A 21,151-nucleotide genomic window follows, 5' to 3' on the forward strand; every position below is an offset into this window, starting at 1 on the left:
TTACCGTGATCGACACGGTTTCGCCTACTGGCAGATCTGTGCTTCCAGAAACCGTCGGCGTCGCATCGTTGCCGGTTGTCTGCGCGTCCAAAGTGATGGTGGGCGCAGCGGTGTCGATTTCACCGTTGTTGTCGGTAGCCGTAGTGGCGTTACCGGCAGCATCGGTGGCAGTGGCTTCAACGGTATAAGCACCGTCGGCCATGTCCGCTGGGACATCGGCACTGAATGAACCGTCTGGCTGTACCGTTGCCGTGAAGGTTTGGGCATCACCGTTAGCATCGGTCACTGTGATGGACACGGTTTCGCCAGCCGGTAGATCCGTTGTGCCAGATACCGTGGGTGTAGTATCTGAATCGGGCGATTGTGGGTTTAAAGACAGTGATGGAGCGGCGGTGTTCACTTCACCGCCAGTTTCTGTTGCTGTCGTTGTATTACCAGCCGCATCGGTGGCGGTCGCTTCAACCGTATAGGCACCGTCGGCCAAATCCGCTGGAACGTCTGCGCTGAACGAACCGTCAGGCTGTACGGTAGCGGTGAAGGTTTGGGCGTCGCCGTTCGCATCAGTTACCGTGATCGATACCGTTTCGCCAGCAGGCAAATCTGTGGTACCCGATACCGTTGGTGTGGCGTCATTGCCTGTATTTTGTGGATCAACGGTCACTGTTGGTGCGGAAGTATCAACTTCACCGCCCGCGTCTGTTGCCGTTGTTGTGTTACCAGCAGCATCGGTGGCTGTAACGTCAACCGTGTAAGCACCTTCAGCTAGATCCGCAGGGACATCGGCGCTGAACGAACCGTCAGGTTGTACGGTAGCAGTGAAAGTTTGGTCGTCACCATTCGCATCGGTAACGGTGATCGATACTGTTTCGCCAGCAGGTAAGTCTGTAGTACCTGAAACTGTGGGTGTGGCATCGTTGCCTGGTGTAGCAGGATCAATTGTCAGTGTTGGTGAGGTTTCAGCTTCCGTGGTTCCGTCTGGTGCCTCAGTATCTGGCGCAGGCTCTTCTGTACCTGGCGTTGCTGCTTCTTCCCCTGGCGCAGGCTCTTCTGTACCCGGCGTTGCTGCTTCTTCCCCTGGCGCAGGCTCTTCTATACCCGGCGTTACTTCTTCTTCTCCTGGCGCAGGCTCAGTTGTACCAGCCTCTTCTGGCGGCGTTGTCGTTTCTTCTTCAGCTGCTGGCGGTGGAGTTGGCTCTGTGGTTTCTTCTGCAACTGGCGCATCAGCCTCTACGGTGAATTCACCGGCAGTTTGCGTTTGATTACCCGCAGGATCTGTAGCTTCAACAGAAACGGTGTAGTCACCTTCGGCTAAGTCAGCAGGCAGTGTTGCAGCAAAAGAACCATCAGCTTGTACATCGGCAACAAGATCAAACGCATCGCCATTGGCGTCTGTAACAGTCACGGTTACCGTACTACCAGGCGCAAGGTCAGTATTACCATTGACGACGGCAGGCTCACCCGGGGTAGTTGTCACATCAAAAGTCACTGTTGGCGGTGTGAAATCTGCTTCACCACTTGACTCTACCGTGGTTGTATTGCCGGCTTCATCCGTTGCCGATACAGAAATGTCGAATGCGCCTTCGGCTAGAGGCGCGTCGGGGACAACGGAGAAGCTGCCATCATCAGCGACAACTGCTACGACAGTTTGCGTATTTCCTGCGGCGTCAACAATCGTCACACTGACTTCGCTGCCTGCAGGTAGATCGCTTGAGCCTGTTATTTCAATGAATGGATCGTTGGTAACGTCAACGGGATCAACCGTGATAGTTGGGGCGGTGGTATCCACCACAAACGTGTCTGAAAAGGTAACCGTACCCGTTTGCGGGTCGGGTGCTTCTACAACAATATCAAAGGTGCCGTCTTCCAATGTATCCGGAAGTGTAACGGTGAAGCTTCCGTCCTCTGCGACTGGCACATCAATGGTCGTTTCAGTACCGTTTTCATCGGTGACAATGATGGTCACGGGGGTGTCAGGCGCAAGGTTCGATTCACCCGATACCACGGGAGGGAAGTCGCCGCTAATGACGACATCTTCAAGGGTTGTTGGCTCTGCGTCTGCTTCGTTACCAGCAGCGTCTGTGTCTTCGAGTGTGGCTTCGTTGCCAGTTGTTGGTTCAAATTCGAAGGCGAGGGGGTCGACATCTTCGGCAATTCTACTTAATTGCACAAAGGAGGCACCGCCGCCACCACCGCCACCACCAAGACCGGCAGCGGTTTCTTCTAAGGCGTCGAGAATATCGCCATCGCCGCTAAGTAGCGCGTCGATGTCAACTTCGCTACTTGCGTTATCAACATCAGCATCTGCACCGCCATCAACCATACTCAATACATCATCAAGAGAGTCATCGTAGACGACGAATTCATCATCTGAGGTGGCTGCAGTGAAATTTTCGAGCGATTCAACACGCTGTGGAACGCCGGCACTTAATACAACACTGCCTAACTCTTCGGTCATTATCTGACCGCCGTTTTCAGCAATGATTTCAGCATCTGATGGAATAACATCGCCGGCAACAACCGGACGTTCTTCGCCATTGGGCAGACGGATAATCACTTCACCAGTGACATTTGTGACATTGAGCATGACTTAAAACCTGTGACTGTTAATGCACTCAAAGATAGGTCAGTCAAAAAGTCCGGCCCTGTACCAGAGAACAGGCTTTTAATAAGGTTCTGTTTTACAAATGATTTAAGTCAGAAATTTTTTTTAATCTTTTTCTGACCTCGGTAGTTTGCGGGTTCAGATTCCAGTGTCTACCTTTAAGTAACAGGCTTAATTACCGCCGAGATTAATTTTGTTTCAGTTATTTAATCGTGGAGAACATATGCCAATTCGATGGTTATTTTTGTTGTTAGCTTTCGGGTTAATTAGTGTTCGTGCTACCTCAGCAGAACCGATACAACTCTCTGAAGTAGTGCGTGAGGCAATAGATTCCCACCCTGATATCAACGCGGCCTGGCAGGATCTGCAAAGCGCGAGGCAAGATACCAAGGTGGCGCGATCGGGGTATCGACCCACAGTTGATTTAACCGCGAGAAGCGCCTTAGTAAGACGAAATTCCGGCCTTGAACAGAGCTATTCTGATAGCGAGATCCGCCTTACAGCCACACAAATGCTTTTTGATGGCTTCTTCACATCGTCCGAAATTAAGCGGCTCGAATCGGCACAAAAAGTCAGATACCTGGAATTACTGAATCAGGTGGAACTGATCTCGTTGGAAGTGGCCACTGCATTCGCCGATATGCTTCTTTATCGCGAATTGCTTCGCGTGGCTGAAGACAACTTAAGAACACACGTTGATGTATACAAGCAGATAGAAAAAAGTGCGCAGGCCGGTGTGGCGAGACGCGCTGACCTCGAGCAAATTAGTGGGCGTTTGTATTTGGCCGAATCTAATGTAATGACGGAGCAGTCTAATTTACATGATGTCGCTTCGCGTTATCAGCGCCTAACGGGTAAACGCCCCCCTGATGAGCTTGCCGGCATAGATAATCTGATTTATGTTGATTTGCCCGCGTCTGTCGTCGACAGTCTGATGGTGGCTTATCAATACAATCCAGGCTTCCTCGCGACCTGGTACAACATTCGCTCTAATCAATTCTCCATTGATTCTGCGCAGTCTCGCTATTTGCCAACGGTAAATTTAGTGGGAAGTTACGGTACGCAAACACGGGACCAGGCGGGGTTAGACAATACGATCACTGAGGGACGGGTAGGCATTGAAGTCTCCTACAACTTCTATAACGGCGGTGCTGATCGCGCGCAAATCAAGTCAGCCCTCGCCCTGAAAGACCAAGCCCTTGATCTGAGAGATCGCTCCTGTCGCGATGTCAGGCAAACCGTGCAGATTGCATTTAACGATATTCGCAATCTCGACAGACAATTACCTGCGTTGAACGAACACCGCTTGTCTGCAAGCAGAGTAAGAACGGCATATCTTGATCAATTCAAAATCGGCGAACGAACACTGCTTGATCTGCTCGACTCAGAAAATGAGGCCTATGAATCTGGCCGGGCTTACACTGAAGCCTTATATACCCAGTACAAAGCGGTACTCAGATTGTTGGCGGGTAGCGGCAAGCTTGCTGAATTTCTGGCAGTAACGCGCTCGGACTTTAACGTAACCGAAGCAATCAGATTGTCTGGTGCAGTTTACGACCCCAAATATGTTTGTCCGGCGGAAAGTACCGACGTGATGTCTCAGGAAACCAACATTCTGGTACGAGACAGCGACGGTGATGGGGTAACTGACCTATGGGATGAATGTCCAGACACACCTGCAAATGTAACTGCAGACGACTTTGGCTGTCATCAGGAAATAGAAGAACCCATGGTCGTAGACCCCTTTGGCGATGAAATGGTCGAGGACTCGGCGTCTGTCGCTCCTGAGCCAACGCCATTGCTGGAGCCAGAGCTGCGCCCCGCAATGAATGCCTTCTTCGCTGAAAATGACGCCTCATTGAGTGAAGATCAAAAAAAGGCGTTACAACCTGTTGTGGATTTTCTGAATGAATCGCCGTCGAATGCTATCCAATTATACGGTCATGCCTCACTAAAAGGTAACCGGAATTATAATCAGGCTCTCTCACTCAAGCGGGCGCAAAATGTGGCTGACTGGTTAACAACCCAAGTCACAACAGGAGGCCTCGAATCCCGGTTCTCGGTGATTGCCCTTGGCGAGGACAGCCCTGCTATTGATAACAACACGGATGCAGCCGACAAGGCTAATCGTAGAGTAGAAATTCTCTTTATTAACAACGCTGCATTGCCTGAAACTAGGGGTATGGAGCGCTAATGTCACCACCCAATCTTTCTCACCTTTCTGTCGAGGAAATCGCAGCCCGTTCAACGGTACGTGGCGGGTGTCTGATGGCTTGTCTGAAAACAATCTGTGATTTTCATGGCATCACCATGATTGCCGATGCTGTTTTGGCAGGTTTGCCTATGCAGCATGAAGAACTCTCGCCGTCGGTAATGCCCAGAGCTGCCAGCCGCGTCGGGCTACACTGTAAAATAGTGAAAAGGCCGCTAACCGAAATAAATAAATCTCTTCTGCCCGTGATTTTGGTGCTTGAGGAACAACGTTCATGCGTTTTGGTTGGGCTAGACACAGAGAAGCATGTTGCCGAAGTTGTTTTTCCAGACTCATCGGAAACCGTGGAAAAAGTTTCCCTTAGTGAACTTGACACTGAATTTACCGGATTCGTCATATTCCTGCGCCCCGACAACAAAATCGGCCGTCCGCCCTCGGTTGCAGAAAGCGACACGGAGACCAGTTGGTTGTGGAGCGCGGTATCAACGGCCATTCCGCTGTATAGGGATGTGCTACTGGCATCGGTTTTCATCGGTCTACTTTCGCTGGCTATGCCCTTGTTTGTGATGAATGTGTACGATCGCGTGGTGCCCAATGCCGCTATTGAAACCCTTTGGGTGCTCGCCATTGGTGCGGGCCTGGTGCTGTTGGCAGAGTTTAGCTTACGTATGCTGCGGCATTTCTTTGTTGAGCTGGCTGCAAGTCGCATTGATATCAGCCTTACCGCTAATTTAATGCAAAAGGTGCTTGGGTTTTCGTTCAACGTTAAGCCTCAGTCAACAGGCGCTTTCGTCAGCAATCTGCAGTCTTTCGAGGCAATCCGGGGATTCACCAACTCATTAACTTTGGTGTCTCTGGTCGATTTACCTTTCGCCATCTTCTTTATTGTCATCATTGCTTTGATCAGCGGCTTTCTGGCGTTGCCTATTATTGTTGGGGGTTTGATTTTACTTGGCTTCGGGCTTTATGCGCAGCGAAACATGGCGAAGCTTGCTACCAATGCCAGTGAGGCGTCATCGGCACGCAACGGGTTGGTGACCGAGTCAGTGAAAATGTTTGAAGACGTGAAGTTTTTCAATGCAGGCCATCATATTCAGCGAGATTGGGAGATTTACTCCATTAATCTCGCAAAAATTAACGCAAAGCTCCGCCTGGCAGGCACATCGGTTACCAATGCCGCGCTGTGGATTCAGCAGTCTGTGGGTGTCGCTATTCTGGTGGTAGGCGTGTTTCTCATGGTCGACGGTGAACTGACACAAGGTGGTTTAATTGCGGCTTACCTGCTGTCATCCAGAGCTATGGGGCCATTGTCTCAGGCAGCCGGGCTGCTCGCCCAATATCATCACGCCAAAGTGGCTTATGAAACCCTTTCGGAGCTTATGGAGAAAGAGGAAGAGTCTGATGGTAGTCGCAAATGGACACAGCATACCTGCATCAAAGGTAAGTTCGCATTCGATAACGTGTCTTTCGCTTATCCCAATCAGGCTTCTCATGTAATCAGTCGATTATCACTAACCATTGAACCCGGTGAGCGGGTGGCCATTCTGGGCAACAACGGCTCGGGTAAAACCACAATTCACAAGATGCTGCTGCACGCCTATGCGCCCACCAGTGGAATCATCACCCTGGATAATATCGACTTACAGCAATATGAGCCGAGTACGTTGCGTAATCAAATTGGCTATGTGCCGCAAGACATCAATCTGTTTACCGGAAGTTTGAAAGATAACATCACCGTTTTTCAGGAAGACTATGACGAAGATTTCATTTGGGAAATTCTCGGCGCCTGCGGGTTGACCGATTTCGTGAATCACCACCCCGATGGTTTAAATCTCAGTGTCGGTGAAGGCGGCTGCTTGCTCTCAGGCGGTAAGCGCCAATCGGTGGCGCTGGCCAGAGCGCTCATCCGCAGACCTGCCATGTACTTAATGGATGAGCCCACGTCCGCCATGGATGCGGCAGCAGAGCAGAAAATAACCCAACTTCTGGCCAGAGAAACCAAGGGTAAAACCTTAATTCTGAATACACACAGGCAGTCATTACTCAGCCTGGTGGACCGCATCGTGGTGCTTGACCGTGGCCGCATTATTGCCGATGGCCCTAGAGACGAGATCATGCTGCGCTTGGCATCAGCGCTAAAAGGAGGGGCAAACTCATGATTTTTTCCTGGATGAGGGAACGTTTGACGCCTCCGCCCGATAACGATTGGGTGTTAGAAGCCGAGTGGGCACGTATTCAACAACGACCACTGCGTGCAAGAGTGCTGCTTTATGGCGTGGTAATGACCATAGTGGTACTTATCGTTTGGGCGTGCTTAGCACCGGTTGATGAAGTGGCCCGGGGTGATGGCAAAGTGGTGCCTTCTAGCCAGCTACAGGTCTTGCAATCGTACGATGGTGGCATCGTGCAGGACATCCTGGTTAAGGAAGGGCAGTTTGTTAAAGCGGGAAGCGTGATACTGCGCGTTGATCCCACCCGTTATATCTCCTCTCTGCAGGAGAACAGCACCCGAATGAATGCGGTTTCGGCCAAGGTTGAACGCCTTTCCGCTCAGACCCGTGGCGAGCCTCTGGCTTTCACCGATGATCTGAGGCTAGCCGCACCCGATATCGTGACCAACGAAACGGCACTTTACTATTCCAGTATCAGAGAATTGGAGGAAACAGAGGCCCGATTTGAAAGTCGGATAGCCCAGCGAGAACAGGACGTGGAATCATTTCGCTCTGAGCTCAAACAGTTTCAGGACACTTTAACCTTAGCTGAGCGAGAGTTAAGTGTAACCCGTCCATTGCTTGAATCCGGGGCGGTGTCTGAAATCGATATTTTACGTTTAGAGCGCCAGATCATAGAAAACCAAGGGGCTATTCAGCGTACCCGAGCCGCCATTTTTCGCAGTGAAGCGACCATCGACGAAGAACAAAACAACCTGAAAGAGGCGCGGTTAAAAATGCAGAACCGCTGGAGTGAGGAATTGAACGAAGCCGTGGCCACGTTACAAACCTTGCAGGAGTCGCAAACTGGCCTTCAGGATGTGGTCAAGCAGTCTGAAATACGCGCCCCTGTGTCGGGCACCGTTCAGCGCTTGTTAGTCAACACCGTAGGAGGAGTCATTACACCGGGAAGCGCTGTTGCTGAGCTTATTCCCTCTGACGACGTGCTGTTAGTGGAAGCGAAAATTCCGCCGAAAGACATTGCCTTTCTCAAGTTAGGGCAGCCCGCAATTTTAAAATTCAGTGCCTATGACTACGCCATTTATGGCGGCATGAATGCCTCTGTGGAACATATAAGTGCCGACACTGTAACCGATGATCAGGACCGAACCTTCTATCTTGTGCGCTTATCCACCGCGGCACGTGATGCCGGTGAACTGGATATTCTGCCCGGCATGATGGTGCAAGTCGATATCATCACAGGCAAACGCACGGTAATGCGATATCTGCTTAACCCTCTGATTCGTGCTTCAACTTCTGCTTTAAGGGAACGGTAGAAATGAAATTTTTTATTCTTGGCGATGCACTCAGGAAAATTTCCTCACTTTCTGACGCTGATTCTTGGCTGAATGCCTCTTTTTCGACTATTAATTCAGGTGGGATATGTTGGATCGATACCCGCGAGCCCAACTGGCAGAGAGTGGTCCGTGATGCGGTAGCTGTAGAGATATCTCCCGTGGTTGTCAGTTATCAACCCGATATCAAAGAAATGCAGGGGAGCTTATTGCTCGGCGCCCGGGCTTACTGCAATGCCACAGAGGTATTTCGTCACTGCGACGCCATTAGCCAGGCTATCTCTGCTGGCGGTTTATGGATCCCTGGCGGTTTGGTGACAGCCATGTTCCATCGCTTGAGCGAACACCCTGGCTATACGTTACGGGAAGATAGCGGTGAGGTGCTTACCGAACGTGAACGAGAAATTCTGCAACTATTGTTGAAGGGTGAATCGAATCAGCAAATGTCTGAAACGTTAAATATCACCGTGAGGACAGTAAAAGAACATATGTCTTCTATTCTTAAAAAGTACCGGGTGAAAGACCGGGTGGCCTTGTTGTTAAAAATTGGTCGCTTTAATAGCGCTCCACAATAGCATTCCGAAATAAGTATGAGGGCATTGTGACTTACACTTTTCAAAATAAGACCGTCATTGGGTTGGGAGCGCTTTTCAGCATACTTTGCATTCTCGGCGGCTTTCAGCTTTACAAGAAGCTTTCAGAGCAGGAGCGTGTCGCTTCGTTTGATGGGCCGGTGAAAGAATTTATCGATCATTTCAACGTTAATCTCAACGATTTCGAATACGCACTGCACTTACAAAACAAGTTTTTCGACTCGTCAGAAAGTGTCGATAGCATCGAATTTGAATATTTTGCGGAAGTGATTCTGGAGCATAATCCGGCAATAAGCGGAATTGGCATCTACGAGTACGACATTCGCGCCGGAGCCAAAAGTACGCTACCAGAAATTAAGTACTGGGTTGTGGCAGATGGCTATGAATTTCTTGGTCGTAAGCAGATGCGCGATATAACGCGAACCTATGTTGATATGCGAACGGTGGGCAATATGGATGACTATTCGACAGAATTGTTTGCCATTGACGATACCCAACGTAAGTTTGTTTCGTTGGTCCGTGCTATGCCCGATCACAAAATGTTATTGATTATGGTGGTAGACGTGCACAAGGCGGCGAGGCTCGCGATCAGTAATCGTATTGCTAGTAACTTTATCGTTTATCAAACGCAAGACGATAAAAAGAATGTGGCCTTTTCGGATGTTAAGTATTCGTCTGCGTTAGCAGAACCCTTTAGAGGTGAAGTTACTCTTTTCAATCAACAGTGGGAAATGGTGGTTTATCCTCCGGAAGATCTGTTCAACCGGTTCTACATTTTAATTCCTGTACTTGCTTTTCTTTTCAGCCTGATGGTGTTGTACATCGTTTACTTCGCCTTAAAAGTGCACCGCCTCAGCGACGAGCGCCAAAGTGCCTTACAGGATCTTAAATTTGCCCAGGAAAAAACCGTAGAGGCAGAAAAAATAGGCGCGATGGGCGGACTGGTCGCCGGTATCGCCCACGAAGTCAACACGCCGCTTGGGATCAGTATTACGAGTTGCTCTCACGTTAACGATCTTATCCGTGATTTGAAGGAAGATTTCGATAACGGCGATTTAGATGAGGATAGATTCGAGGAATTTATTACATCCGGTAAAGAAGTGCTCGCAATGGCACTGGGAAACCTGAAAAGAGCATCTAAACTTATTTCATCTTTCAAAAAAATTGACGTCATTAACGCTGATGATTCGGTTGCGCCTGAAACCGTAGATGTGGCTGAACTGGTAGAAAATTTTGCAGAACACTATAAGCAGAACGCGATGTCTACCAAAGTGAAAATTAACATTGAAATAGGCCGTCGTTCAGAAATATGCACTTACCCCACGGTAATTAATCAAGTGCTGGACGCACTGGCTTCAAATGCTTCGATTCATGGCTTTGCCAACAAAGAGCAGGACTGCGTTATCTCCATACGCGTTACCACATTTGGTAAATGGGTAATGCTCAAGTTTTCGGATAACGGTGAAGGGGTGGCCAAAGAAGACCTCGGTAAGATTTTTGACCCATTTTTCACCACCCGACGTGGCGGGGGAAATGCTGGGCTGGGTTTAAGCGTGGTGTACAACCTGGTGAAAAGTAAGCTTCAGGGTGAGCTTAATCACGGAGAAGAGCCAGAAGGTGGCTTGTGGGTTTCATTACGAATTAAAGACTTAGATGATAAGGAGTAACTGATGGGAAATCCTTTATTTGCCAAGAAGAAAGAAGTCGTTGCACCTTCCGGGAATGAAACCGTTGAAGAGAAGGCATCATCACCGCTGAAAGTGCTAATCATTGACGACGAAACAGAAGTTCACCGGGTGACAGACTTGACCCTCAAGCGTTTTCGCTTTGATGGCAAAAAAATCGAATTCTTGCACGCCTATTCAGGCAAGGAAGCGATGGAAATTTTTAATACCGAAACGGATATCGCGCTGGCGCTGGTAGACGTGGTGATGGAAACCGATCATGCCGGCCTGGATGTGGTGCACTACGTTCGCAAAGATCTGCAAAACAATGCATGTCGTCTGGTGCTCAGAACGGGACAGCCGGGGCAGGCGCCTGAGCATGAAGTTATTGAACGCTATGATATCAACGACTACAAAGAAAAAACCGAGCTCACGAGTCAGAAGCTGAAAACCCTGATGTATACGGGGTTACGATCTTATCGTGATATTTCCACCATTGAAAATCATCGTAAGGGGCTCAGACAGGTTATCGAAAGTACCACCAAAATGTTGCAAACCCATTCTTTGAATGATTTTGCTTCAGCGGTACTTAAAGAAATCATGAACCTGTTGCAGTTAGATTCCAGTGCCATTTACTGTTCGACCTTTCCGCAAGAAGGCAGCGGTGCGAAGGAGCGGGCGGTGCTTGCTGCTACCGGCAGCCTGGCTGACATCAAAGAAAGTAGTGCGCCTATGGTGCCAGAAGATGTCGAAACTTGTTTTAAAGAAGTGTTAGCCACCAAGAAATCTCAGCACTTTGATAATGGTTACGTGTTTTATACCTGCACGGATAAGGGGTACGAGAACCTGCTCTTTATAGAAACCAAAGGGGCGTTAACGGATTCTCAAAAAGAATTCTTGGAAATTTACTGCATCAACGTGTCACTGGTTTACGAGAATCTGATGATCAGTGAAGAAATCAAAGGCACACAATCCGATATTCTTCACTTACTCGGAAACCTGGCTGAACAGCGCAGTAGTGAAAGTAACTCACACAGTCTACGCACAGCAGAACTGAGTTATGAACTGGCACGACGTGCTGGTTTAGGCGTTGATGATGCTGAGACTATTCGCCGGCTCGCGCCTATATGTGATATCGGTAAAATCACCCTGCCAGATACGGTTTTACAGAGTGAAGAGAGCCTTTCTGCTGAACAAATGGCGTTGCTGAAAAACCATCCTAATGTGGGAGCAGCGTTGTTGAGTAAGTCTGATAAGCCAATGATGAAGAAGGCTGCACAAGCCTGCCAGACATTCCACGAACAATGGGATGGTGAAGGGTATCCCAATCAGCTCAGCGGCGAAACCATTCCTGTCAGCGCACGCATTATTTCGCTTGCTGCAGAGTTCGATCGTATGACGTCTGGTTCTGACAATAGCGCGGCGATGTCTAAGGATGAGGTGCTTAGTCAACTCAGCGCGCAAAAAGGCGCTAAATTTGATCCTACGCTATCAGACCTGATGATCGAAGATATCGATTTTTTCTGGTCGATTCGTGAAAACTTTCCGGACTAAGGAGTGTTTGAATGAGTAAATCTGTCACAAAAGCGATGGGAGAACTACTGGGAACGACCTTACTGAGGGATCTCCCGGTACAAGCGCAATTTACTTTTCTCGATCAGGCTATCTTTATTGCTGCAGAATGCCAGCACGTGTCTTGTTGGTCAATCAGTGCCGATAGCTGCATCGCTTTAGACAGTATGGGCATTGATGCGCCCCGACATTTAGAAAGACATGTTCTGGAGCCCATGCTTGCTGCCAGGGAAAGTGGATGGGTCGACGATGACAAAATATCGGTGGCCATGGCTTCATGGTTAAACGAAAGCGGAATGCAAGGATTGTCGGTTGCTGTTTATATGATTGCCAATACAGAACTGGTGGGCGGCTTTATTGTGCTGACCAGTGACAAGGTGATAGATAAACAGGATATCAACTTACAACGCGTCATCTTGGAGTTTACGCCTCTACTTATTGAATCTGATTATTTGCGTGAGAAAAAGCAAGCGGCTATCGAATTAGAGAAAATGAGTACGTTAGGGGGCATGGTGGCATCAGTGGCCCATGAAATAAACAATCCACTTGGCGTGGCGATTACGTCGTTGTCACATTTAAAAGAAAGTGTGGATGACCTCAACAAAAGCTTTAATGACGGTTCGTTAACCGAGGAATATTTTGAAGAGTTTATCGAAGAAAGCAATGAGGTCGCAGATTTACTGACATTTAATCTTGGTCGCGCAGCCAAACTAGTCAGAGACTTCAAGACGAATGCGGTTAACCAAAGCGCGGATCGACTGCTTACCTTTCCTCTGCACAGTACCATTGAAAGCGTGCTGAGCAGTGTTAAGCCGCAGTTGAAAGCGAAGCAAATTGAAATCGTGTTGGAAGAAGATATCGAGGAAACCTTCATGATGAAGAGTTATCCGGGCGCGCTGTCACAGGTACTGACAAACCTGCTGTTTAACGCCTCTATTCATGCTTTCGACAGTACCATAACCGACCCCCAAATTACATTAACGGTAACCTCCACCGAATCGTCGGCAATCATCACTATTGCTGATAATGGTAAGGGTATTCCCGTTAAATTCAGAGATGTGATGTTCGAACCCTATTTCACTACCCGGCGGGAGCAGGGAGGCAGTGGGTTGGGCCTTCATATCGTGGAAACCCTGACGGAAGACAAAATGCAGGGCAAACTGAAAATGAAAACGGAAGTGGGTGAAGGTACCTCTTTCACTTTGACATTGCCGGTAGAACTTGAAGATGAGGCGAGTGGTAATCTGTGACGCTGAATAAACAACTTTGGATTGCGGTACTGGCGATCATTGCACTTAACAGCATGGTAAGCTTTCTGGTGTTGTTTTTTTCGACTCAGCAGAATACTGAAGAACAGCTTTATTTAAAAAATAACGATGATGCCAATTCACTTGCGCTGGTTTTAACGCAGGCTGAAAAGTCACCGGCAGAAATCAGATTAATGTTGTCAGCAAAATTTGACTCCGGGCACTATGCAAGAATTCGTCTTGAGGGTAATAACGGCGGTATTATTGATGAAATCTACTACGAAGGGGAGCCATCAACGGCACCAGGTTGGTTTCAGGAGTTAGCCTCACTGGAAGTGGCGCCAGGCATATCGCAAGTGAGTGATGGCTGGGATCTCTACGGTACCTTGTATGTTGAAAGTCAGACCGCTTTCGCCATGGATTCACTGTGGTCAAAGTTCAAAAGTTTCGTGATCAGTATTCTGGTTCTGATGGCCGCTATTGGCATTATCGGTTCGTTAATTCTCAGGGTCATTCTTAAGCCCCTTGGCAATATAGTTAACCAAGCTAACAGCTTCTCAGAACGAAAATTTATTAAGATATCCCGCCCGTGGACGGCTGACTTTGCCAGAGTGGTTAACGCAATGAACTCGTTGGCCGATCGGTTTAAAGCGAATCTCGTTGAAAATAACCGTCGACTGGAACTCGCCCGTGAACGCGATCAGCATGATCCGGTGACTAAACTTGTCAATATTAATGCCTTCTTTTCTATTCTTGAATCGCAACTGCGGTACCGCGATAAAGATGGTCAGAATGGCTTGTTGATGCATAGCTTAATGAAACATCAGGGCGATGTGCAATCCATGGCGCCTGACGTATTCAATCACTTTATTAAAACTTTCGCCGAAAAATTAGCGCAGTTTTATCGCCGCCACGACGAGTTGTATACCGATTTTAGAATTGCGCGAATAAACGAGACCGATATCTGTGTGCTGCTTTCTGAATGCCGGGCGATGGAAGACATTGCGCAGGTGTTTGTTGAAGATAACCCAATTTCAGATTTGCCAGAATTTAGTGATGCATCATTACACTGCGTCACCGCTGGCGTTTATCTAAGTCCAAACGAAGCAAGTTATGAACTTCTCGACAGAGTAGATGAGCTGTTGGAGGAAGTACAAGAGCAGGATATTGTGTTTGGTTTTAATCTGCAGCCAGTGCCTGAGCGGCATTACCGCTGTGAAAGCCTAGAGCTGTGGGAGCAGGATTTCGCTAAAGCCAGTGAACATTGTCACCTGCAGACCGTTAAAGTGTTTTCTCACAATGGTAGTGTGATGCACTATCAAGCATTGCTTAACTATGATGATAACGGTGAAATGAGAGGATTTGGCCGGCTCACAGAAGCAGCCAGACGCTTTGGCAAGGTAGAGAAAATAGATTTACTCACCCTGACAACAGCATTGAACTGGCTGGCAGAAAATACCGATAAGCGTTGTTCCGTGTTGTTGTATGAAGAGTCGATTATCAGTGACAAATCACTCTCTCAGCTAGAGAGTACGTTAAAAGGTTCACGTCAGGTATTATCTCGGTTATCACTGGAGCTGCGGGAACATACTGCCGCTACTCACCCCATCGCATTCCGTCAATTTTGTCGCATGGCTGACAAACTCCTCGTTAACACCGGGCTTAAACGTGTCGGAGAGAGTTTCTCAAAAGTGGCTGACGTTCACGAATTTGGCCTCAAATACCTTAAAATCGACAGTGCTTATGTTTACGATGTTGTCAATAATCGCTCAAACCAGGTTTACCTCAATGGCCTTGCAGACCTGGCACACTCGCTCGGGATGGCAGTCATTGCTGATGGCGTAGTATCGCAGAAAGATGAGGAAGTGTTGATGTCCATGGGATTTGATGGTATCACACGTCTGGACAGCAAGCGTTAGGCGGGCACGAGTGAACATTTTTCTTTCTTTACGATTGGTGAGCAAGCCAGTTCCCCCGGGTGAGCTGCTGTGTCGGTGCTGAAACGTATTGCGTCTTCTTTCTTTTCTCGCATCTTAAATCTGCAAGTCGGGATTACTGCAGCTGCGCTCGCGCTTTGCTGCACCCTTACCGCATTTGCTCTGGTAAACATAAACTTTGATCAATTCTGGCAAGCAGTTGAAAAACACGGCGGAAAGGTTGATAGCGGGCGAAGAGCGGCGCTAAGTGCATTGTTTTCAGATGCAGCGTCTCTGTCAGAAACCGAGCAACTTAAGCGGGTTAATCATTATTTCAGTGAAAATGTGACTTACCAAACCGATGACGTGGTATGGAAGCAAAGTGATTATTGGGCGTCACCGGCGGAATTTCTGGCTAAACGGGTGGGAGACTGTGAAGACTACGCCATCGCCAAGTATATTTTCCTGCTTAACTTGGGTGTTGCCGATGAGAAGCTTCGGCTCATTTACGTTAAAGCCAAGATAGGTGGACGCCGCAGTACGGTGACACAAGCGCACATGGTACTCGGTTATTACGCAACGCCAGACAGTCAGCCGCTTATCCTCGACAGCCTTATTTCAGAAGTGTTACCCGCCCGACAAAGAACAGACTTGATGCCTGTGTTCAGTTTCAACAGTACCGGTGTATGGGCGCCAGGGCAAAAGAAGTCATCGGGTTCAGCGTCAGCTAAGCTTTCTCGTTGGCGTGGTTTGCTAAATAAAATCAGCACTGAGGGTATTAGCGTTAAATAATCCGGCTTCGCTTCCCGTGTATTTCTTGCCTAAACACAACCTCAAATCTATCTATGAAACTGACTGATTCATTACCCGCTTTCAAAGCATGTGGTAAGGTAATGGTCTGATTATTCCCAAGTTTAGTTTCATGAAAATTCTGCACACTTCCGACTGGCATCTGGGTCAGAGCTTTTTCACTCAAAATCGAAAGCATGAACATCAGCGATTTCTCGACTGGTTACTTAACGTGGTAGACGAGCATGGCATTGACGCCATCATTGTGGCTGGTGACATTTTTGATACTGGGGCGCCGCCTAGTTATGCCAGGGAGATTTATAGCCGATTTGTGGTGTCTCTGCAGGCCCATGCTTGCACATTGGTCATACTCGGTGGCAACCACGACTCAGTTTCTGTGCTCAATGAAACCCGTGGCTTGCTTTCTTGCTTGAATACCCATGTTATCGCTTCGACGTGCGCCGATCCTGCAGAGCAGGTTGTGGAAATCCGTGATAATAACGATGATGTGACCGGGATTGTCTGCGCGATTCCGTTTATTCGCGCCAGGGATGTGATGGTTAGCGAGGCAGGTCAGTCTGGAGAAGATAAAAAGCAGAGTCTTGGTGAGGCAATAAAAGCCCATTACGCTTCGGTATATCAGTTGGCTGAAGCCCGTCGCGCTGAACTTGGCATCGATATTCCTGTTATTGCTACCGGACACCTTACCGCCCTTGGTGTGTCTGCGTCTTCGAGTGTACGGGAAATTTATATTGGTACCCTGGATGGTTTTGATGCAGGCGGATTTCCGCCGGCAGACTACATAGCATTGGGCCATATTCACCGTCCCCAGCGGGTAGCAAAATCTGACATTATTCGTTATAGCGGTTCACCTATTCCGCTAAGTTTTGATGAGCTCGGTACACAAAAGCAGGTGTTGGTTGTGTCCTTCGACGGCCATCAGGCCACTTCTGTTGAATCCGTACCCGTACCATTGTTTCAGGACATGCAGGTGCTCCGGGGCAGTTTGGACGACATTGAACAGGCACTGAGTGAGTTTGAGAACCAGGAGGCCTCTACCTGGTTATGCATTGAGGTGACCACACAAGGGTATCTGTCTGATCTACATCAGCGTATTCAAGCCATGGTTGAAGGTAAACCCGTAGAAGTGCTGCAATTACGTCGGGTTCAGCAACAACAAACTGTGGGTATGAGCAACGAGTATGAGAAAGACTTATCGGAATTGTCGCCACAGGAGGTGTTTGAAAAACGCCTTGAATTATTAGACAGCGAGGTGGACGAAACCAAAGAAGCGCTTCGACAACAATTTTCTGCCGTGGTGACCTCGTTGGATGAGGAGCAGGAAGTCTGATGAAAATTCTTACGCTACGACTTAAAAATCTCAATGCCCTTAAAGGCGAGTGGAAGATAGATTTCACCCGTTCTCCTTTTACCGATAACGGTTTGTTTGCGATTACTGGTGCAACCGGTGCAGGTAAAACGACGCTACTGGACGCTATTTGTTTAGCGCTCTATCACCAGACCCCACGACTAGGAAATCTCACCCAGTCTTCCAATGAGATCATGACCCGGGGAACCGCAGAATGCCTGTCAGAAGTGGAATTCTCCGTGAAGGGGAAAGCCTACCGCGCTTTCTGGAGCATGCGTCGTGCCCGGGGAAAAGCAGATGGCAATCTACAGCAGGCAGTGGTGGAATTGGCGGAAGTGGCAAGCGGCGACGTGCTTGCCAATCAGGTTAAAAGCAAAGATGACGAGATAAGAGCTATTACCGGGCTGGACTTTGCCCGCTTTACTAAATCTATGTTGTTGTCTCAGGGCGACTTTGCCGCTTTTCTCAACGCCAGCGAAAGCGATCGTGCAGCCTTGCTTGAAGAACTGACCGGTACTGAAATTTACGCCGACATTTCCATGCGGGTTTATGAGAATTACGCTAAAGCGAAGCTTGAGTTAGGCCTGTTACGGGAAGGCATGGATAACGTATCGTTACTTTCTGCCGAGGAAAGGTTGGCGCTGGAAACGGCAATTGACGGTGCGGAATCCCAGTTAGCGTCTGCCCGTCAAAAGGTCGAACAATGGCAGAACGGCGTGACTTGGTGGTTGGGGGCGACGGAACGCGAAGAGAAACAACGGCAAGCTACAGCAAACCTGAATCAAGCGCAGCAACACTACGATAATTTCCTGCCCCAGGAACAGGGTATTTTGTTGGCTGAGAAAGCAGCCAAATTGTTACCGGAGTGGAAAAGCCTGCAAACCATGAAGCAGGAGCGTGAGCAAGCCGTCACCAATGAAGCTGATTTGAAACAGCAGGTGGCGACGGCAGAGCAAACGCTAAATGCGGCAAAAGCGACTGACAGACAGGCTGCCAGCGCGTACAGCGCAGTACAACAGGACATGAAAACGCGCATTTCCCTTGTCCACGAGCAAGTTATACCGCTGGACGATAAAATCGGTCGCCTGCAACAGGAGCAACAAGACGTTCGCCGCAAAGTAACAGAACAACAGCAAACACTTAAAGATAAGGAAAATCAGTTAACCACACTCAGGCAGCAGCTAACCACGCTGAATACTCAGCGACAACAGCAGCAAGCTTATCTTGATGCGCATAAAAATGATGGCGTGTTGAGTCATCATCTTTCTGGCTGGCAAGGGCAAATAGCATTAATGGCCCAATATGAGCAGCAAAAACAGACGCTTGAAGCAGAGCAGTCTGCGCAACAAGCCGCTATTGCAGCACAGCAAGCCAAGGTCAACCAACTGGCTGTTGATGTTGAAACCGCCCGTTCAGAACAGGCAGAAAAGCAAGCCGAAGCAAAGGCTGCGGTTAGTGCTTTTGAAACTCTCGGCGGCGAGCAGCGACGTGTTACTGGAGAGCAACGCGCTCAGAAGATTGACGCCCAGTGGCGGCCCTTGAGCAAAGCGGCGGAAGTGCAGCGCCGTTACCTTTCGGTTTCTGAGAATATGGGGAACCAAAAGCAGCAGCGTGATGCACTGGCAAGCAGATTGGAAATGCAAAAGCAGGAGCTACAAGCATTAAGAAAGGCGTATCAGACGACAAGCCAGTCATTAAAAGATGTGAGCCAATTGGTAAGGCAGGAGGAGCAACTTGCCGAATACCGGGCCAAACTGGAACACGGTGTACCTTGTCCGCTCTGTGGCGCGGAATCTCATCCAATAACCGCTGAAGGCGAGATAAATATTCCAGAAACGCTGCAACGAAAACAAGCCCTTGAGCTAGAACTTTCAAAAGCAGAAGAAGCGGGGACCGCACTCAAGGAGCGATGCCAGCAACTTGAGAGCGAATTATCGAGCTTTGACCGCTGGCTTGTTGACGCCGAAGGCGAATTGCAACAGCTTGTTGCACAGTGGGAGCAACAACAGCATCAGCTTCCGGTAACTCTGGTACTTGAGCAGGCTACTAGCGTAGGTGAATATGAGACTGCACTGCAAAATGAAGCGGAGTCCTTAAGGGCTGAAGCAAATGCCTTGGTAGCACAAAAGGAGGCGGTTACCTTCTTAAGTACTGCGCTAAATGAATGTGAGCGGAAAGTAGAAAAAGCGGATAACAATCATCAATTGGCACTGACGCGTCTCGAACAGGGGCAAAAAGAGCAGGCCGCTTTGGCTCAACGCTTGTCTGTTGTAATCACAGAATCTCAGGCGCAGATACAAGCGCTTCATCAGCAAGTAACAGAAGCCGGGTTGACGGTACCTGACGGGGAGTTGATGGATTGGCTGAAAGATCTGCAGGCGCGAGCACAGCGATTTGAGGCGGCACAGCAACAGGTTGGTGACTCTGAGCGTCAGTCTGGCCCCCTCAATGTCGAACTCGCTGGGCAAGAAACTGCCGCGAAGGGGCTTCAGCAAATCATTGCCGATGCTGAACACGCTGCTCAGGTATTGTTCGAACAGTACAGTGAAGCACTTTCCCAGCGGAAAGCATTGCTGGGTAATACACCAGCACGTGAGGCGCTCAATGACGCTGAACAGGCCATTGCCTTACACCATCAACGCGCTGAGCAAGCACGTAAAGCGGTGCAAACGGCCACAGATACGCATACGGCCCTGAACGCCGAATCAATACAGCTTCAAAAAAGTGTGTCTGTTTTGTCAGAGCGCCTTGAAGCCGCGCAAGCGCAGTGGTTGCAAAGTCGGGAACAACAAGGGTTTGATTCTGATAGCGCATTTGAACAGGCGCGACTGGACGAGCATGGCTTGCAAGCATTAAAACAACAGCAGCAAACATTGCAGGACGCACTTAAGCAAACGCGTGCGTTTGCTGATGAGGCTACTAAGGCATACAGCAACTGGAAAAACAGTGAGGAAGCGGCCCATTGGCAAACGATGGAATTAGCGGAAGTGCAACGAGCACTGGAAGAAGCGGAAACAACCCGCGATGCATGCCTTTCCCGCAAAGGAGAATTGCAGGCGCGCAAGCAGGCCGACGACGAACAGAAGCAAAAACTGAAGCAAATTGCTGATGATATTGAAACCAAACAATCTGCCTTTGATGTGTTGTCTACACTGAACGAACTGATTGGTTCTTCCAAAGGCGATAAATTCAGAAAATTCGCGCAAGGACTCACACTGGATAACCTCATTGTACTGGCAAATAGACAGCTAAGCCGATTACATGGTCGCTATCGCTTGCAGCGCAAAGAAGTGAACGGCCTTTCTCTGCTGGTGGCAGATACCTGGCAGGGAGATATCACCCGTGACACCCGAACGTTATCGGGCGGTGAGAGTTTTCTGGTGAGTTTGGCGCTGGCGCTCGCGTTATCAGATTTGGTGAGTCATAAAACCAGCATCGACTCACTGTTTCTGGATGAAGGATTCGGCACGTTGGATGCAGAAACCTTGGATATTGCCCTTGATGCGCTGGATAACCTGAACGCGTCGGGCAGAATGATTGGGGTTATTAGCCATGTTGAAGCCATGAAAGAACGTATTCCCACGCAGATCAGAGTGCACAAGCGAAGCGGTTTGGGAGTAAGTGAACTCGATGCAGAGTTTAAGGTGATGGAAGAGGCCGCTTTGGTATAAAGCAGCCTACC

The 21,151-nt window shown here is 48.9% G+C and carries 12 protein-coding genes; 11 read left to right on the plus strand and 1 reads right to left on the minus strand.

Annotated elements, in window-relative coordinates; genetic code table 11:
• The coding region (locus ACXAGX_RS18025; RefSeq protein WP_474840034.1) for a retention module-containing protein at positions 1 to 2,584 on the minus strand (2,584 nt) is incomplete at its 3' end.
• Positions 2,585 to 2,825: 241 nt separating this feature from the next.
• On the opposite strand from ACXAGX_RS18025, the gene ACXAGX_RS18030 reads away from it, so the two are divergent.
• The 11 genes from ACXAGX_RS18030 (at position 2,826) to ACXAGX_RS18080 (ending at position 21,140) form a co-directional block, all read left to right on the plus strand.
• Positions 2,826 to 4,796 (plus strand): TolC family outer membrane protein, encoded by a 1,971-nt coding sequence (locus ACXAGX_RS18030; protein WP_474840036.1) that lies wholly within the window; start codon positions 2,826 to 2,828, stop codon positions 4,794 to 4,796.
• The gene (locus ACXAGX_RS18035) at positions 4,796 to 6,973 is read left to right on the plus strand and encodes a type I secretion system permease/ATPase (RefSeq protein ID WP_474817566.1); all 2,178 of its coding nucleotides are present in this window, start codon (positions 4,796 to 4,798) and stop codon (positions 6,971 to 6,973) included. The genes ACXAGX_RS18030 and ACXAGX_RS18035 overlap by 1 nt, the downstream gene beginning before the upstream one ends.
• Positions 6,970 to 8,301 (plus strand): HlyD family type I secretion periplasmic adaptor subunit, encoded by a 1,332-nt coding sequence (locus ACXAGX_RS18040; RefSeq protein ID WP_474817567.1) that lies wholly within the window; start codon positions 6,970 to 6,972, stop codon positions 8,299 to 8,301. Before ACXAGX_RS18035 ends, ACXAGX_RS18040 begins: the two co-directional genes overlap by 4 nt.
• A 2-nt stretch (positions 8,302 to 8,303) precedes the next feature.
• The gene (locus tag ACXAGX_RS18045) at positions 8,304 to 8,894 is read left to right on the plus strand and encodes a response regulator transcription factor (RefSeq protein WP_474817568.1); all 591 of its coding nucleotides are present in this window, start codon (positions 8,304 to 8,306) and stop codon (positions 8,892 to 8,894) included.
• A gap of 26 nt (positions 8,895 to 8,920) precedes the next feature.
• Complete coding sequence (locus ACXAGX_RS18050; protein ID WP_474817569.1) at positions 8,921 to 10,579, plus strand: sensor histidine kinase; 1,659 nt, start codon at positions 8,921 to 8,923, stop codon at positions 10,577 to 10,579.
• A gap of 3 nt (positions 10,580 to 10,582) precedes the next feature.
• A complete protein-coding gene (locus tag ACXAGX_RS18055; protein WP_474817570.1) occupies positions 10,583 to 12,130 on the plus strand; it encodes a DUF3369 domain-containing protein in 1,548 nt (515 codons plus the stop codon).
• Between the two features lie 11 nt (positions 12,131 to 12,141).
• Positions 12,142 to 13,398, plus strand: coding sequence for a sensor histidine kinase (locus ACXAGX_RS18060; RefSeq protein ID WP_474817571.1), 1,257 nt, complete (start codon positions 12,142 to 12,144; stop codon positions 13,396 to 13,398).
• Positions 13,395 to 15,314, plus strand: a complete 1,920-nt coding sequence (locus ACXAGX_RS18065) for a bifunctional diguanylate cyclase/phosphodiesterase (protein WP_474840038.1) — start codon at positions 13,395 to 13,397, stop codon at positions 15,312 to 15,314. Before ACXAGX_RS18060 ends, ACXAGX_RS18065 begins: the two co-directional genes overlap by 4 nt.
• Positions 15,315 to 15,383: 69 nt before the next feature.
• On the plus strand, positions 15,384 to 16,103 hold the full coding sequence (locus ACXAGX_RS18070) for a transglutaminase-like cysteine peptidase (protein ID WP_474840040.1): 720 nt from the start codon (positions 15,384 to 15,386) through the stop codon (positions 16,101 to 16,103).
• A 130-nt stretch (positions 16,104 to 16,233) separates the two neighbouring features.
• Positions 16,234 to 17,451, plus strand: a complete 1,218-nt coding sequence (gene sbcD, locus ACXAGX_RS18075; protein WP_474840042.1) for an exonuclease subunit SbcD — start codon at positions 16,234 to 16,236, stop codon at positions 17,449 to 17,451.
• Positions 17,451 to 21,140 carry an AAA family ATPase gene (locus ACXAGX_RS18080; RefSeq protein ID WP_474840044.1) on the plus strand — a complete coding sequence of 1,230 codons (3,690 nt, stop codon included), beginning with the start codon at positions 17,451 to 17,453 and terminating at the stop codon, positions 21,138 to 21,140. Before sbcD ends, ACXAGX_RS18080 begins: the two co-directional genes overlap by 1 nt.
• Positions 21,141 to 21,151 lie beyond the last annotated feature (11 nt).

The organism is Alteromonas sp. ABV4_515 (assembly GCF_056160345.1).

Coding starts and splice junctions, on each gene's coding strand:
- ACXAGX_RS18080 (WP_474840044.1), top strand. CDS start 17,451: ATGAAAATTCTTACGCTACGACTTAAAAATCTCAATGCCCTTAAAGGC.
- ACXAGX_RS18035 (WP_474817566.1), top strand. CDS start 4,796: ATGTCACCACCCAATCTTTCTCACCTTTCTGTCGAGGAAATCGCAGCC.
- ACXAGX_RS18030 (WP_474840036.1), top strand. CDS start 2,826: ATGCCAATTCGATGGTTATTTTTGTTGTTAGCTTTCGGGTTAATTAGT.
- sbcD (WP_474840042.1), top strand. CDS start 16,234: ATGAAAATTCTGCACACTTCCGACTGGCATCTGGGTCAGAGCTTTTTC.
- ACXAGX_RS18045 (WP_474817568.1), top strand. CDS start 8,304: ATGAAATTTTTTATTCTTGGCGATGCACTCAGGAAAATTTCCTCACTT.
- ACXAGX_RS18055 (WP_474817570.1), top strand. CDS start 10,583: ATGGGAAATCCTTTATTTGCCAAGAAGAAAGAAGTCGTTGCACCTTCC.
- ACXAGX_RS18040 (WP_474817567.1), top strand. CDS start 6,970: ATGATTTTTTCCTGGATGAGGGAACGTTTGACGCCTCCGCCCGATAAC.
- ACXAGX_RS18060 (WP_474817571.1), top strand. CDS start 12,142: ATGAGTAAATCTGTCACAAAAGCGATGGGAGAACTACTGGGAACGACC.